7 protein-coding genes are annotated in these 16,839 nt (G+C 42.4%); 2 read left to right on the top strand and 5 right to left on the bottom strand.

The features are described from left to right. Positions 1 to 50 precede the first annotated feature (50 nt). The 5 genes from KKZ03_RS13055 to KKZ03_RS13075 form a co-directional block, all read right to left on the bottom strand. Positions 51 to 218 carry a hypothetical protein gene (locus KKZ03_RS13055; protein WP_243217266.1) on the bottom strand — a complete coding sequence of 56 codons (168 nt, stop codon included), beginning with the start codon at positions 216 to 218 and terminating at the stop codon, positions 51 to 53. After that, on the bottom strand, positions 175 to 1,347 hold the full coding sequence (locus tag KKZ03_RS13060) for a response regulator (protein ID WP_243217267.1): 1,173 nt from the start codon (positions 1,345 to 1,347) through the stop codon (positions 175 to 177). Before KKZ03_RS13060 ends, KKZ03_RS13055 begins: the two co-directional genes overlap by 44 nt. Further along, complete coding sequence (locus tag KKZ03_RS13065; RefSeq protein WP_243217268.1) at positions 1,338 to 4,649, bottom strand: PAS domain S-box protein; 3,312 nt, start codon at positions 4,647 to 4,649, stop codon at positions 1,338 to 1,340. Before KKZ03_RS13065 ends, KKZ03_RS13060 begins: the two co-directional genes overlap by 10 nt. A gap of 172 nt (positions 4,650 to 4,821) precedes the next feature. After that, positions 4,822 to 7,296 carry an EAL domain-containing protein gene (locus KKZ03_RS13070; protein ID WP_243217269.1) on the bottom strand — a complete coding sequence of 825 codons (2,475 nt, stop codon included), beginning with the start codon at positions 7,294 to 7,296 and terminating at the stop codon, positions 4,822 to 4,824. Continuing rightward, positions 7,293 to 10,151, bottom strand: coding sequence for a hybrid sensor histidine kinase/response regulator (locus KKZ03_RS13075; RefSeq protein ID WP_243217270.1), 2,859 nt, complete (start codon positions 10,149 to 10,151; stop codon positions 7,293 to 7,295). Before KKZ03_RS13075 ends, KKZ03_RS13070 begins: the two co-directional genes overlap by 4 nt. A gap of 432 nt (positions 10,152 to 10,583) precedes the next feature. Between KKZ03_RS13075 and KKZ03_RS13080 the strand changes: the two genes are divergently transcribed. Further along, complete coding sequence (locus KKZ03_RS13080) at positions 10,584 to 11,438, top strand: transporter (RefSeq protein WP_243217271.1); 855 nt, start codon at positions 10,584 to 10,586, stop codon at positions 11,436 to 11,438. A 659-nt stretch (positions 11,439 to 12,097) separates the two neighbouring features. Then, positions 12,098 to 16,783, top strand: a complete 4,686-nt coding sequence (locus tag KKZ03_RS13085; RefSeq protein WP_243217272.1) for a CHASE domain-containing protein — start codon at positions 12,098 to 12,100, stop codon at positions 16,781 to 16,783. Positions 16,784 to 16,839 lie beyond the last annotated feature (56 nt).

Raw genomic sequence — 16,839 nt, forward strand, 5'->3', positions numbered from 1 at the left:
AGGTAGATCGCTATTTTAACCCTATCAAAGCCAAATTCTATGTCAATTATTTAGGAAAGATGTCTATTGACTAAAGGTTGGGTCAGCAATAACGGTAAATCAATTTCAAGTTCTGTATTTAAATCAGATTTAGTCTCGGCTTTCTCGCGTAGCCATAAGGTAAACTCCGCAACGCTACCTTCTCCGGGCTGGCTGGATACGTTGATGGTGCCACCCATCAGGCCAACCAATTGCAAGCCCCATTCCGGTTCCACCAAATTTACGGGAGAGTGAAGTATCAGCCTGAGTAAAAGTCTGAAAAAGTAATTCAAGGGTTTCTGTGGGGATTCCTATACCGGTATCCCGTATCAAAAAGCGGATGGCAAACTTGTTCTGCTCTTGTTTGATAACATCAATGGTTACCTCAATTTTGCCATGTTCGGTAAATTTAATGGCATTGCCAATTAGTTTGATCAAAATTTGCCGAATGCGCTGCTGGTCACCCCAAATAATAGCGGGGATTGCAGAATCAATCGTTATAAAAAGTTCTAACTGTTTATATTCAATCGATGTAATAAAAAGATCAGTAAGACCTTGCAATAGTATTTTTATTGAAAAAGCATCCTCTTCGAGTTCAATTTCTCTTGATCCGTTTTTGGAGAAATCGAGAATGTCATTGACGATAAGTAACAAGGATTGTGATGACTGCTTAATTCGAGTCAAGTAATGTTTTTGTTTTAGATCATTGGTGCCGTCTTGAGCCAATTCGGCCAGGCCGCTAATTGCGTTAAGAGGGGTGCATAGTTCATGGCTCATGTTGGCTAAAAACGCCCCTTTGGTATAGCAAGCTTGCTCAGCTTGTTTTTTAGCGCCAATAGCGCTTTCCAAGTTGAATTTTGCCAAGCGTAATTCTTGTAAGGTCATTTCCAGTGCTTGGTTGTGGCGCTTTGATTCTTTGTACAGCAGGCGCACTTCCAACATATTGTATATACGCGTCAGCACTTCAGTTTGATCAAACGGTTTGGCGATAAAATCCTTTGCTCCGAGTTGCAGTGCGTCTATTTTATGACTTGGTTGAGCCGTGATCACTAAAACGGGAAGATATTCATTCTGTTCTATGTTTTTTAGTGCCTTCATTACTTCGAAGCCATCCATTTCAGGCATCTGTAGATCAAGCAAAATCAGGTCGTAACGGTTGTTTCGATAGAGTTCGCAAACTTCGCGGCCATCTAATGTTGACGTGATTGAGGTATAGTTGGCCCTGCGCAGTATAAGCTCAAGAAGAAGCACGTTGGACTTCTTATCATCAACGATCAGTATATTGGCGTTAAAAATATCGAGTTCATGGCCACGCGGTTTTATTTGCAAAGGTTGGTCTCCTTAGTTGCAAATTCCAGTGCCTCGTCCAGTGTACTGAAAAATTCGTTCACTTTAACAGGTTTGGTCAGATAACGAAAAAAACCGGCCTCCATGCCGATTTCAATGTCACGAGGTATCGCATTGGCACTGATAGCCACCACCGGAATGTGCGCAGTTGTTGGATCTTCGCGCAATATCTTTAGCGCTTCGATACCGCTTATACCAGGCAAATTGATGTCCATCAAGATTACCTTGGGCTGAAATTCCCTGGCAATTTGAATACCCATCAGGCCATCTCCTGCGCTCAACAGTTTCATATCGGGGCGACGGGCAATTAATTGCTCGACAAGTTTCAAGTTTGCCGAGTTATCTTCTACATAGAGCAGTGTACGTAATACATTGTCGTTTTGAACTTGCATTTGAACAATTGTCGGAATAGATTCAATGATAGTGCTACTTAAATTTTGTGGTGAGGTTGCCGCAATGAGTTCGATCCAGAACACGCTGCCTACTCCGATGGTGCTTTCTACGCCGATGACACCTCCCATCAGTTCGACCAGTCGTTTTGTTACAACCAAGCCGATGCCGGTACCTTCTGTGATATCGCTTTCCTGTCCGAGACGATTAAATGGCTGGAATAGTTGTTCCATTTTTTCTGCAGATAATCCCGCACCGGTATCAGTGACACTAATACGGATGCGCCCCCGTGAGTTTCGCGTAACAACAACGGCCACCGCGCCGTTTTTCTGGTTGTATTTGATCGAATTGGACAGCAGATTGATCATAACCTGCTTGACTCTGGTTCGATCGGCTTGCACAAAACAAGAAATATCGAATTGTGGGAAAGTCATATGAATTCCACGCTTTTGTGCCTGTGGTTCGATCATGGTTTGGCATTCAAGCATAACTTCGGCCAGTGACACTGATTCCAGTAACAGAGACACTTTGCCTGACTCGATTACTGCCAGATCCAGAATTTCGTTAATCAGATCCAACAGATACCAGCCTCCATTGAGAATTTGTTCAATACTCTCCATTTGCGAGGATGTAGGTGGAGGCGAATCTGATTCCATTAATTGGGCGAACCCCAGGATAGCATTAAGCGGACTACGTAATTCGTGACTCATGCTGGACAGAAAATCTGATTTTGCCTGATTGGCTTTTTCTGCTGCGGACTTGGCATTGGTTAGTGTAATTTCAACTTGCCGACGTTCAGTGAGGTCACGAGTTAATTTGGCAACACCGCGTAAATTGCCGAGATGGTCTCGAATTGCTGTGTAAACTACGTTAGCCCAAAAACTCGATTTGTCTTTGCGAACGCGCCAGCCTTCATCCTCAAAGCGACCGTTAGCTATCACTGCGTCGAGGTCACGTTGAGGTTTGCAATTAATGATATCTTCTTCAAGATAAAACTGTGAGAAGTGTTGTCCGACAATATCTTCCGTAGTATAGCCTTTGATCCGCTCAGCACCGGCATTCCAACTCATAACGCATCCCTCAGTGTCAAGCATTACAATGGCGTAATCGGTCACACTCTCCACCATTAAACGGAAGCTTTCCTCAGTCCAGCGCAGCTTTTCCTCTGCATGTTTGCGTGCGGTATTGTCGGTACCAATCAATAAATAGCCTATGATGGTATCATGGGCATCGCGTAGCGCCGTGACCGATACCACAGCCGGAAATCGGCTCCCATCCTTGCGGATATAGGTTAGCTCGTAGATATCCTCAATACCTCGAGAAGCCTTAAACACCAAGGCTTCAAAGCCTGGGGTAATTGGGGTTCCTAGTTCAAGGCTTAAGGATTCGGCGCGAGCTATCACTTCTTGGGGATCGGAAATATCGGCTGGGGTAATTTTATTCATCACTTCGGCAGCGGTGTAACCCAGCATCTGCTCGGCCCCGACGTTAAAAATCTGAATAACGCCATTTCCATCGGTTGCGATACTCGAGAAATTGGCGCTATTGAAGATCGCGCTTTGTAGGGCTCCGGCCTTAAGTAGTTCTTCTTCGGCTTGCTTGCGGGCAGTATTGTCGGTACCAATCAACAAATAGCCAATGATGGCATCGTGCGCATCGCGTAGTGCCGTGACTGATACTACTGCTGGAAACCGACTCCCATCTTTGCGGATATAAGTCAACTCATAGATGTCTTCGATGCCGCGCGACGCTTTAAATACTAGAGCTTCAAAGCCTGGCATAATTGAGGTTCCGAGTTCAAGGCTTAAGGATCCAGCGCGCGCTATTACTTCCTGCGGATCGGAAATATCGGCCGGCGTGATTTTGTTCATGACTTCGGCGGCCGTGTAACCCAACATCTGCTCGGCTCCGACATTAAAAATCTGAATAACGCCATTCGCGTCGGTGGCGATACTTGAGAAGTTGGCACTATTGAAAATCGCGCTTTGCAGAGCTCCGGCCTTGCGCAGCTCTTCTTCAGCGTGCTTACGAGCAGTGATGTCGCGTGCTGCGGCGAACACGCCCAGGACATTACCATTGCCATCCCGATACAAACTGGCATTATAAAGTACGTAAGTGATTTTTCCAGAGACGTGCCGAATCGCTAAAGGATAATCAGTCACAAAGCCTTGTAAAAATGCTTGTTCATAACCTTCTCGGGCTTTCTCTGGATCGCTAAAATATTCAGCGAAGTCGCTGTTGATAAGATCATTTCGGGATATCCCCGTCACTTGTTCCGTAGCAGCATTAACATCGGTTATTTTGCCCTGCGCGCTAATCGTAACTAACGGATCCTGACTTGCTTCAATCAAGCTGCGAGCGTATTGAGAGGCGGCATGAATAGATTCTTCTGCATGTTTACGGGCAGTATTGTCGGTACCAATCAATAAATAGCCGATGATGGCATCGTGCGCATCGCGAAGCGCTGTGACGGAAACCACTGCCGGAAATCGACTGCCATCCTTGCGGATATAGGTTAGCTCGTAGATGTCCTCAATGCCTCTCGATGCCTTAAACACCAAGGCCTCAAAGCCTGGGGTAATAGGAGTTCCGAGTTCAAGGCTTAAAGATTCGGCGCGAGCGATTACTTCCTGCGGATCGGAAATATCGGCCGGGGTGATTTTGTTCATTACTTCGGTGGCCGTGTAACCCAACATCTGCTCGGCTCCGACGTTAAAAATCTGAATAACGCCATTCGCGTCAGTGGCGATACTTGAGAAGTTGGCACTGTTGAATATCGCGCTTTGCAATGCACCTGCTTTTAGTAGTGCCTCTTGGTGGTTACGTTCGATAATGCCATTTATTGGGGTGGCATGGTCATCGTACGGGAGTATATCAGGTGCTCTTTCGGTCATGGGCTTACTTACATGTTTTAATAGGGTAATATGAAAGTTAAGGGCGAATTTTCTATCAAGATCATGGCTGGCTACAATATTAGTGCAAAAAGTAGTCTGGACACAGTATTGCTATAAATGGATTTATAACCTCAGTTGTCCGGATATATACATCTTAAAAAGGTTAGATTGTTTAGTTAAATTTTACTGTTGCTTCATCATTAATGTTTGGTTGTTGCCACGTGTCTTTCTGAATCCATGTATAAAATTCATTTGACGGCATCGGCTTGGCTATTAGATAGCCCTGTGCAATATCGCAGCCCATCTCAGCAAGAGCAGTGTATTGCTGGGTAGTTTCGATCCCTTCAGCGACAATTTCACGAGAAAATGTTTTTGCTAAAGCAATAATGCCGGTAACCATTGCATAAGAGGCATTATCGATTAACATATCCCGCACAAAAGATTGATCAATTTTGATGGTACCAGCGGGTAATTTACATAAGTACGTCAATGAGGAATAACCTGTACCAAAATCATCCAATGCAAAGTTTACGCCTAATTCTTTTCCCGCTTCTATTGTTTTAATCGCAGAATCAAGATGATGCAATGCTGCTGTTTCTAAAATTTCTACCTGTATTGCGCCCCGGGAAAGCTCAGGATATTGGCTAAGTTGTTGCTGGAAATTAATTATGAAATTGGGGGATTGCAAGTGACTGGCACAAATATTGATTGACACTTCAATTTTCAGACCTTTTTGATACCATTGACGCTGTTGCATCAGAGCCGTTGTAATAACCCATTCACCCAAGGTGACTTCCAGATCAGTTTGATGAATCTGGGGCAGAAAATGATTGGGTGAAAGCACCCCCCGTTCAGGATGCCGCCAGCGGATTAAAGCTTCGGCGCCTATGACGGTATTATTATGAAAATTGATTTTTGGTTGATAAAATAACTCGAACTCACCGTTTTCGATAGCCTGACGAATGCCTTGCAATTCATCGTTCAAATTACATATACGTTGATTTTCAGCGACATCAAAGAAATGATAACAGTTTTTACCTGATATTTTTGCTGTACACATGGCTTGATGGGCGTGTCGTAACAGCATATCTTGATCATCATTATCATGTGGATAAAGCGTCACACCAACGCTGGCGGTAATCCGGTAAATAGCATTGATATCTTTTGAAATTGATTTAAGTGCTTGTTCCAGCAGCACTGTGCATTCCCGAACATTGTGTATACCTTGGAACAAGATTACAAACTCATCACCACCGACTCGTGCAATCGTATCCATTTCTCCCAGTACCAGGCTTATACGTTGTGCGCATTCAATTAATATCGCATCCCCTGTTGTCGACCCCAAGTTATCATTGATCAATTTAAAGCCATCAAGATCCAAATAACAGATTGCCAGTGAACCATGCCCGTTATCGCTTTCTGCAATAGCCTGTTTGAGCTGTCCGTCTAATGACAGGCGATTAGGCAGGCCGGTTAAGCTATCGTAATGAGTAACTTTTTTTAGATCTTTTTGGTGCTTTTTAAGCATCGTCATACCACTAAACACGCCCAAATAATGTTCAGGGTTATCTTGTTCATCATTTATCAAGGTCACCGAAAGCCATTCCGGTAATATATCGCCATTTTTTTTATAATTAATGATTTCACCTTGCCATTGACCGTTACCAATAAGACTCTGCCACATACTGTTGTCAGATTCTTCATCCGGGTTTCCAAAATCCTGCAAGCTCATCTTGTTATCCAAAATATCCACTTTTGAATAACCGGTAACTTTTTTAAAGCTTGGGTTAACATCCACTATCATGCCTTGTAAGTCTGCGATCACAATGCCTTCGAGAGAATTTTCAAAGACTTTTGACAGTAATCGTAGCCGGGTTTGTGTCTGCTTACTTTCGGTGATGTCTACACCCAGACTTAACACGGCAATAATTTTGCCATTGACATCATAGAATGGTGATAATCTTAATTCCAACAAGCGTCGTGTACCCTTGATGCCGACAATATGTACTTGTAACTCTTGATTTTTACCTGTTAGTGCTACTTGATTAGCAAGGCTATAGTTGTTGCGATCAAGTTCATCGATAAATTCCAGGGGATTTTGTTGATTGGCCTGATACAGGCTTTGACATTCTTGCAAAGCCAAGCTGATATTATTGAGTAACAGCCATTGGTGATCTGGCGACAATACCGAAATAGCCAAGGATGCATTCTCAATTATGCTGGATAGAAAGCCGAGATTTTGGGTGATGCGTTTTCTGGATTGCCCAAGCTCAATATGAGCTTTTACCCGTAATTGCGTGATTAATCGATTTATAGGCTTTGTTATATAATCGACCGCACCCAAATCAAAGCCTTCATTTTCTGATTGAGGGCCGGCTGCTGTAACAAAAATCACCGGTATATCCTTGGTTGCCGGATTGGCTTTTAGTTGCTTGCATACATCAAAACCATTCAGTGTAGGCATCATAATGTCGAGTAATATCAAGTCAGGTTGCGGATCTCGCATGGCGATATCAAGAGCTGTTTTACCATTAGTAGAAACTTTTATCTGGTAGTCGCGATTTAATAAACCTGCAAGCACATCAATATTAGTCGGTTCGTCATCGACAACGAGCACTATGGGTTTGCCTGGAACTGAAAAAATCATGTTGCTTCTCCTTGCACGGAACTAATAATATTTGTCAAAATATGCCTGGCTTCTGGATAATCGAAATACATTAGGCTGTTCAATAACTTTTGATGTAGCCGGTTTTGATTTTTGCCTAGCGCGGAGTCTATTTTTTCTAGTAATTCACTATTGATATAAGCATTTTCAATCAATAGTGTATCGAGTTCTTGTAATAATTTACTGATATCTTCAGACACAGTAATGCTGACTTGTTGCCTATCAGTTTGAATACTAGTCGGGGATTGCTCGGCTATCTGTGTTGGTAATTCAGTACAGCTAAAGTCTTCTTGTTTAATTGCCTGAATCGCATTGAGTAGCCGTGAGGGAAATACAGGTTTGTTGATCAGGACTTTGGGCTTGACGGTTAAATTCGCCAGATGTAAAGAGTCTGGATAATTGCTGTTAACTAATAGAATGATTTCCGGCACGAATTGTAGTTCAGAACTTTCTATTGCCTGAATGATAGATATGCCGTTTACTTGCCACATTTGGCCATCCAATAACAGTAAATCGAAAGGCCGGGAGTATTCCCAAGCTTGCTGCATTTCAATTATCGCCTGTGAACTTGATAAGGCCCGAGTAACCTTACATTGCCATTCTTCCAGGTAATACTGTAGTACCATACAAGATGTAGTGTTATCATCAATTAACAATACCTGTAATCCGGACTGGAATGTTGTATTAAATGCGTTATGTGTACTGGTGGGTTGGGTACGTAGCCCGAGGGTAAATTCAAAGGTACTGCCTTCTCCTAACTGACTGGATACATTGATAGTGCCAGCCATCAGGCTAACCAACTGTTTACACACTGCCAGTCCTAATCCCACTCCTTCGAATTTACGGGAAATTGACATATCCGCCTGAGTAAAAGTCTGGAACATTGAATCAATGGCGTCTGTGGAAATGCCGATACCGGTATCTCGCACTGAAAACCGCACTCGCCGCTGATTCTGCTGTACTACAACATCGACTGTTATCTGAATTTCGCCATGCTCGGTAAATTTGATTGCATTACCGATCAGTTTGATCAAAATTTGTCGAATGCGCCGCACATCGCCAAAAACTATAGGGGGAGCCGCATGATCAATTTTTATAAACAGCTCCATCTGTTTGTTTTCAATCGAGTGTATAAAAATATCAGCAAGACCTTGCAACAGCTCTTCGATTGAAAACGCCTTATCTTCAAGTTCAATTTTGCCAGCGTCGTTATTGGAAAAATCAAGAATATCATCGACCATAAGCAATAAAGATTGTGAAGATTTTTGAATTTGAGTCAGGTAACGTTTTTGTTTATTATCAACAATCCCGTCTTGGGCCAACTCGGTCAATCCGGTAATTGCATTCAGGGGTGTACGTAGCTCATGGCTCATGTTGGCTAAAAAAGCGCTTTTTGCATAGTTAGCCAGTTCAGCCTCCTCTTTTGCACCAACCAACTGTTGTTCGGCATTTTGTAATTGATCTGCCGTCAATAACATTTGCTCAACCGTCGATTTAAACTCATTAACCTTGTAGTCTGGCGTATCCGGCTTAAAATTACCCTCGCCAATTTGAATGGCCATCTTTTTTATGCCTTGTAGCGGATCTGATATTTCATGGCTTAAGCGCTTGGCACGCTGATACAAAAAAACAAAAAATAATAGATAGAAAAAAAACAGGCTACCAATTAAATACCAACCAATCGTAGTCAACCGTTTTGATAATTCTGTTGCAGGTTTGAAAACTTCCTTTTGCGGAGCAAACGTCACTAAACGCCAACCGGTGCTGGGTAATGTTTTACTGGCGACCAGATAAGGTTCACTAAAGTTAACAACAGCGACGCTTGATTGGTTATTTGTCAAAGCTTTTACCAATTGTTGCATATCAGTACGATGATAGATATTAAAATCATCGGGCTTAAATGTTTGTTGCCGGATGGCTTGGTCATAATGATGAACTGTTAGCTCATGTAGATTAAAGAGTTTTTCAGCCCGTTCTGGAACCGCCAATAACATCCCGTCCTTGCTAATCAGTACTGCAAATCCCTGCCATGGAATAGACAAAGCCAGTACCTGTTTGATAATCGTGTCGAGCGTAATATCCAGACCGACAACCCCTTCAAGAAAATTGCCGTTATAAACCGGTGAAATAACCGAGACCATCCAGCCTTGCCCTGCTGGATCCAAATAGGCATCTATCCAGCGCGTTTTACGTTCCGGATTATGTTTGGCATCTGCTTCGTAATAAAAACCATAAGATGGAATATTCATCTTTGGTGGATATTGGCTCAACACATCAAAATACGGCCAAATTCTATTCAGAGAGTCGTAACTATTAAAGTAAGCTTGGACCGTCAGGATATTGATATCGACAATACGGCGCAACATTGGATCAAGGTGAGCGGTTCGGGCAATTTTTTGCTTTTTTTCCTGATTAATTTTAACAAAACCGCTAAAAAACACCGCCGCTCCGCCATCGTTAGCTCGGGTATAAAGTGCACCATCATCGGTGGTCGCATAACGACTAGAGGATTCGATTTTTTGATCTGCTGGCTGATTAAGTACATCCTGGGTTTCTTGTCTGAGTAATTCGACCAATTGCGTCACCCCTGCTAATTGGTACTCAATCGCCTCGGCCTGATTTTCGACTAATCTCGATAATTCGTTGTTTGCCACATTCTGCATAGCTGCAATATTTTCAGTTCGTGACCACCCGTGAGAAACCATATAAATGGCGAGTAGCGATAGCTCAATCAATAACAGAGGCGTCAGTGCAGCACGAATAAAAGCGCTTAATACCCACTGATGCAAAAATATACTCTGTGCTGACTTTATAGAAGAAAGGCGATTTCCAAACATGGCATAACTAAAATTTTAGCGAAAAAAAACAGGATGATCTTAAAAACTGCAAACTTAAGCCGGTGCAGATAACATCATTTAAATTAATGTTATTTGTGAAATCATCCAGCTTTAAAATTGGAAGCCATCTATAAAAGATACTAAAAATAGTACGCAGGCTTTAAGCGCTTTGGCTGACGAGTTATGGCTTTGAAACATCATTTACTTTTTTCGTGCTAAGTGTGGATGATTCTTTTGGTAGATTCATTATTGAAAAGTACCTTAAGGCTCCGTTGTATTTGCGATATTTTAACTAATTTTTTTTATTTGTTCCATTATATTCAATTTAAATTTCTATATTTGCAATTATTATATTGTTAATTTATCATTGTGCCATAATTTTAGTTAATGCAGTATGTTACTTATATCATGCAGTTTCGTCTTGGTTTTTTCATGAAACACTTAGTCTTTTTGCTCGTTGGGTTAATACTGCAACCCTCTCTATCCAGTGCTACTGAAGCAGGTGGTAGTAATTATTTACCGGGATTTTATGGCGATTTTGGGATGGCAGTTCTTCCAGATCAGGGAACCTATTTTAATAACTTTTTTGCTGCTTATCAGGATACAAAGTCAGAAACTGGAACATTATTGGAAATGCCCGGTATTATTCATGTGACCGATCAAAAAGTACTGGGCGGCCAATTTATGGCCGGAATTTATCCCGGATTGCTGGTAAGCAAGGATCACAGTGGTTCTAATAATTTTGATCGCGTCGGACTCGGTGATTTTTATTTTGTACCTGGCGGATTAAACTGGAAATGGCATAATATTACGGCTTTGTTGTTTGAAGGGATTGTCGCACCGACCGGTCGGTATCAGAAAAATGATTTTAATACCGGTCGTAATTATTGGACATTCGACCACAATCTGATGCTCACTTGGGGACTTGCTGGAAATAACGAGATTTCAGTCGATATAGGCTATATGAACAACCTTATAAATCCCGCTACCGATTATAAAAGTGGCGATGAATTTCATTTTGATTATACGGTAGGACATTATCCTGTGAGTGCTTTAGGAATTGGTATAACGGGCTCCTATTATAAGCAAGTCACTAAGGACACAAGTTCGCAATCGCTTAGCGTTGCCGAGTCAGGGGAAGCATCCAGTATAGGTCCGGTCGTTATGTACACACCACACATTAATGGTCAGGATGTTACCCTGTCATTAAAATGGCTACGAGAATTTAATGTGAAAGGTCGATCCCAGCAGGAATATATAGTTTGCCGAATCTTTACAACCTTTTGAAAAAAATGATAACCGTAACAAACAGGGTTTACGAAAAAAAACGTTAGGAAGCTATCCAAGAATAAGAATCGTAGCGGGGGGATGCTATTTTGAGTGAGATTTTTTGGTGATTTAAGGTAAGTGCTTGTTCTGTAAAATGAAAATGAGTGTAAGGCAGGGAAAAAATAGCTTTTCCGCAGCAGGTTTTCTATTCTAAGGCAGTCTCCTAGGCAGCTTAATTGCTACTGTTCGTATCTTTACTTGACTCAAGCAGTTTATCTAAAAGCACGACTACACTATTAAGATGCAAGGTTATATTGCTATATTTGCAGTTTATAACTATTTATTTTAAAATAATGTAGTGATTTTTATGCAAAATTTTATTTACAGACGTCTTAATCGTAATTTACATATGAAACTGTCTTTACTCTGGACTTACATTGTAACTAGGGGCTGTCCGAGAACTAACATGCCTGTCAGTGGCTATCAATATGTAGTGCTTTTAAATTGTATTAAGGCACTATATACAACAGTAGGCGAATTAGTTAAACGTTAGTTATCGGACAGTCTCCAGTACTATCCAGCTCGACTAAAACTGGCAAAATTACATTTTTATTACACTACATTAATGATAAGTACATTTATGTGTTCGTGTACCAAGTTCATATTACCAAATTCATATGTCTAAAGATAACGATAAATCTGGTTTTTTATTGTCACCAGCAGCAACATCGGGACTATCTTTGTCTTGGCTGTTACAAATTCTGGGCTTGACATTTGCTTACTTTATAACCGGAAAAATCGGTAGTTATCTGGCTATTCCACCAGGTTATGCAACCGCTATCTGGCCACCTTCCGGCATTGCCTTGGCAAGTATTCTAATTTATGGAAACCGTATCTGGCCGGGTATATTCCTTGGTTCGTTTCTGATTAATCTTTCAACCTCATTGCTTGCGAATATCCCCACAGAAAATTTTTATTCAGTTGTTATTACCCTAGCAATTGCTTGTGGATCAAGTTTACAAGCTCTCGTTGGCGCTTATTTACTTAAACGCTTTGCCGGTTTTCCGAATTTGCTTAATAGTGAGAAACAAGTGTTTTTGTTCTTGCTCTTTGGCGGCATTTTTAGTGCCCTGATTAATTCAACTATCGCCGTTTCGACCTTGGTCGCCATCGGACGAATTCAGGTAGAAAATTTCCTGATCAATTGGGGAACCTGGTGGATGGGCGATGTGTTAGGTATATTTATTTTTACCCCGCTGATGATTTTCTGGTTTCAGCAGCCAAGTGAAAGCTTGCGTAATAGGCGCTATGTAATAACCCTACCTATTATCACGATGTTTATACTCACAACGACAGCTGTTTTTTATGAGTCGCAAAATGACAGTAAGCGATTAAAACTTGATTTTAATCGACGTGCTTTGGAGTTAGCACTAGTCTTTAAAAATTCGGTTTCTAGCCATATGAACGTACTGCATTCTCTCGGAGGTTTCTACGCAGCTTCAGCAACGATTAATCGACAAGCGTTTAAAGTCTTCGTGACTCAGTCACTAGAAGATTTTCAAGGCATACAGGCGCTGGAATGGAGCCCTGTTATTCTGGCCTCTGAACGGGATGAGTTTGAAAAAAGCGTAAGGCAGGATGGCTACGAAAACTTCCAGATTACGGAGCGGGACGTTAATGAAAAAATGGTGCGTGCTGGGAATCGATCTCGATATATCCCCATTACGTTTCTTGAGCCTTACCAAGGCAATGAAAGCGCCTTGGGGTACGACTTCAATTCCAGTCAAGAACGACAAGAAGCGCTTGATAGGGCAAGGGATACGGGAGATTTGGCTATTACTAGCAGGGTTAACTTGGTTCAGGATAAAAGCAAACAACATGGACTGGTTGCGTATAGACCCATTTACCGTAAAGGCCTGCCACACCAAACGTTGGAAGATCGACGTAACAATATTACCGGTTATGTCGTTGGCATTTTCAGGGTCGTAGACATTATTACGGCTGCACTTAAAAATGTGAATACAGACGAGCTCTCCTTTCGGCTTATTGATGAGAGTGCACCGGTAACCGAGCAGTTGTTGTTTCCGGGTGGTCAGAGCGAAATGCCGCTTCTTGTTCAGCAAGAATCAGGCGTGTTCGGAAGGCATGTTTCGTTAGTGAAAACGTTAGTTCTGCCAGTCGGGGGACGCTCATGGCGGATTGAGATTACTCCCACCCAGGATTATTTTGCTCATCATCGCTTTGGCAATCAATGGTTTATTTTATTGGCAGGACTGATACTGACCAGTTTAGTCGGCGCATTTGCTATGGTGTCCTCGGGCCGTGGTTATCTGCTTCGGAAGTTGGTGGAAGAGCGCACATTGGAGCTCTCGCAAAGCGAGCAGCGTTTTCGTCTCGTTGCCGATGCGGCACCCGTACTAATTTGGTTGGCGGGTACAGACAAGCTCTATTTCTGGTTCAATCAAATCTGGCTGGACTTTACCGGTCGATCGATGGAGCAAGAAACCGGCAACGGTTGGTCTGATGGGGTGCATCCCGATGATTTACTGTATTGTCTGGCTATTTATATCAACCATTTTGACAAACGTGAACCTTTTCACATGGAATACCGACTGAAGCGTAACGATGGCGAATATCGATGGTTAGATGACCACGGGGTGCCCCGCTTCGATACTAATGGCGTTTTTACAGGTTACATTGGCTCCTGTGTTGATATTACTGAAATACGTCAGATACAAAACGAGTTACAGGCAAGTCATGACCAGTTCACCGCGTTATCCCGGCAAGTTCCGGGGATGGTTTACCAATTCAGGCTTTTTCCGGATGGGCATTGTAGTTTTCCGTTTGCCAGTGACAATATTAAGGATATTTATGAACTCACCCCGGAACAAGTTAGTGTCGATGCCGCACAGGTATTTACGATTTTTCATCCGGACGACTATGATCTGATCGTCTCTAATTTTAAGTCGTCAGCTGACACCTTGCTACCTTGGCAGATGGAATACCGGGTTAATCTACCGGTGAAAGGTTTGCGCTGGCTGTCCAGCATGGCTCAGCCAGAACTGCTGAACGATGGGAGTGTTCTCTGGCACGGGTTTATAACCGATATCACCGAGCAAATTGTTATCCGAAATGAGGCTAACAAAACCAAAGAAGCGCTGGAGAGTGTGCTTTCTGCGGCAACCAATATCAGCATTACCTCTACGGATACGCAGGGTGTATTCACAACCTTTAATCGTGGTGCCGAGCTTATGCTGGGTTATAGCTCCGAAGAAATAGTTGGCATTCGTACCCCCGCTATCATCCATGATCAGCAAGAAGTTTCACAGCGTGGGCAAGAGTTGACGCTTGAGTTGGGGAGGCCCGTTTCCGGGTTTGAGGTTTTTGTTAAAAAAACTGATCAAGCAGGGTACGAAAAACGGGAATGGACTTATATTCGTAAAGATCAATCAACCTTAACCGTTTCACTTGCTGTGACTACTATTCAGGATCAGAATGGCGAGATTACCGGTTATCTGGGTATTGCCGAAGATATTACCGAACGTAAGGAAAATGAAGTAGTGGCCTTATTGGCTAAAGAACGGGCGGAAGCATTAGCCCAGTCCAAGTCGGAATTTCTCGCCAACATGTCGCACGAGATAAGGACCCCGATGAATTCAATCATCGGACTATCTTATCTGGCACTGGACAAAGACATACCTGATGATGTACGGGATTATCTGAAAAAAATTAACAATTCCGCCAATAGTCTGTTGAGCATACTTAATGACATCCTTGATTTCTCCAAACTTGAAGCTGAGCGTTTAACTATTAATCAAAAGGCTTTCATTCTTGATGAGGCGATTGATAATCTTGGTAATCTGTTTGCGATTAGTGCGGAGGAAAAGGGTATCGACTTCAATATAACTGTTGCGTCCGATGTTCCTCATAACTTGATCGGCGACACGTTTAGATTACAACAAATTTTAATCAATTTGCTGAGTAACGCAATCAAGTTTACCAATCATGGCATAGTGACACTTGCTATTACGCTACGACAAATTGATCAGTCGCAAGCCCGGTTGTTATTTTGTGTCACGGATACCGGTATCGGTATGTCAAGTAATGACTATGATAAACTATTTAAACCATTCAGTCAGGTGGATAGTACGATCACCCGGCGCTTTGGCGGCACCGGTCTCGGACTGGCAATTAGTCATAACCTGTTGCAGTTGATGGGGGGCGAATTTTTAGTAACAAGTATACCCGGACAAGGTTCTACCTTCAGTTTCGAACTTGTTCTAGGGGTACCGGTTACTTCCGGTGAGCACAACTCGAAAAAACATGTCTTGGAACTTGCAGATTTAAACCGATTACTTGTCGGTACACGAATTCTGGTAGCGGAAGATGACATCATCAATCAACAGGTTATACAGGAATTTTTGGCTTTGTCGGGTATTACCGTAGAGATGGCCAATAATGGTCAAGAGGCACTGTTATTATTGGAAACTGAGGAGTTTGATGCGGTTTTGATGGATATTCATATGCCGGTAATAGATGGCTTTGAGGCAACGAAGCTGATCCGCAGCCAAACACGGTTTGCAAGGCTACCGATTATCGCGTTGACGGCTGGAGTCACCAAAAAGGAACAGGAACAATGTTTAGTTGCAGGTATGAACGATTTTATTGGCAAACCTATTAATCCCGAAAAACTGATGTCGACGCTGGTGCAATGTCTAAAGCTTGACGAGCTGATTGCCCTAGACATAGACATTGCAGAAGAAAGCTTACAGAATCTGTTAAATATTAATGACTTGCCTGTTTTTGATTGGCGCAATTTATTATTGATGCTGAATAACGATCAAGAGCATTTAACGCGATTGTTACTTGCTTTCATGGAAAACATGAAAGATATGCCTGACGAAATTGAGATTATGATTTCTATCGGAGATTTTATCTCCGCCGGGCAATTACTACACAAGATTAAAGGGACATCCGGCAACATTGGTGCCATGCGACTGCATAAGGCTTCTGAAGCACTGGAAACTGAACTAAAAGAAGAATTGTCAGTAGCTGTGTTCAATACTTTTAAGGAGGTATTCAACCAGACAATGTTTGTTATCGCAACACAGCATCTGCCTGAAGAGTCACTTCCGTCTATCGGCGGTAATATTGAAATGCTAAAGCATGCCGCTGCCGAACTTGATGACCTACTTAAAGAAAATAATTTTATTTCTGATGCCTTGCTGAATTCACTTAAGCCTTATCTGGCCATTGATCAACTTGACTTGTTTAGCCAACTAGCCAAACGGATCAATGCGTTTTTATATGATGAAGCACGTGATATTCTGCGACAACTGGTAGAGCTCCCCGATAATAAATAAATCCGGCAGCATTGTTTGATGCAGAGTTGTTGGACAGTGTTCACTATAAGGCGACG

The sequence above is a fragment of the Methylobacter sp. S3L5C genome, assembly GCF_022788635.1.
Lineage (GTDB): Bacteria > Pseudomonadota > Gammaproteobacteria > Methylococcales > Methylomonadaceae > Methylobacter_C.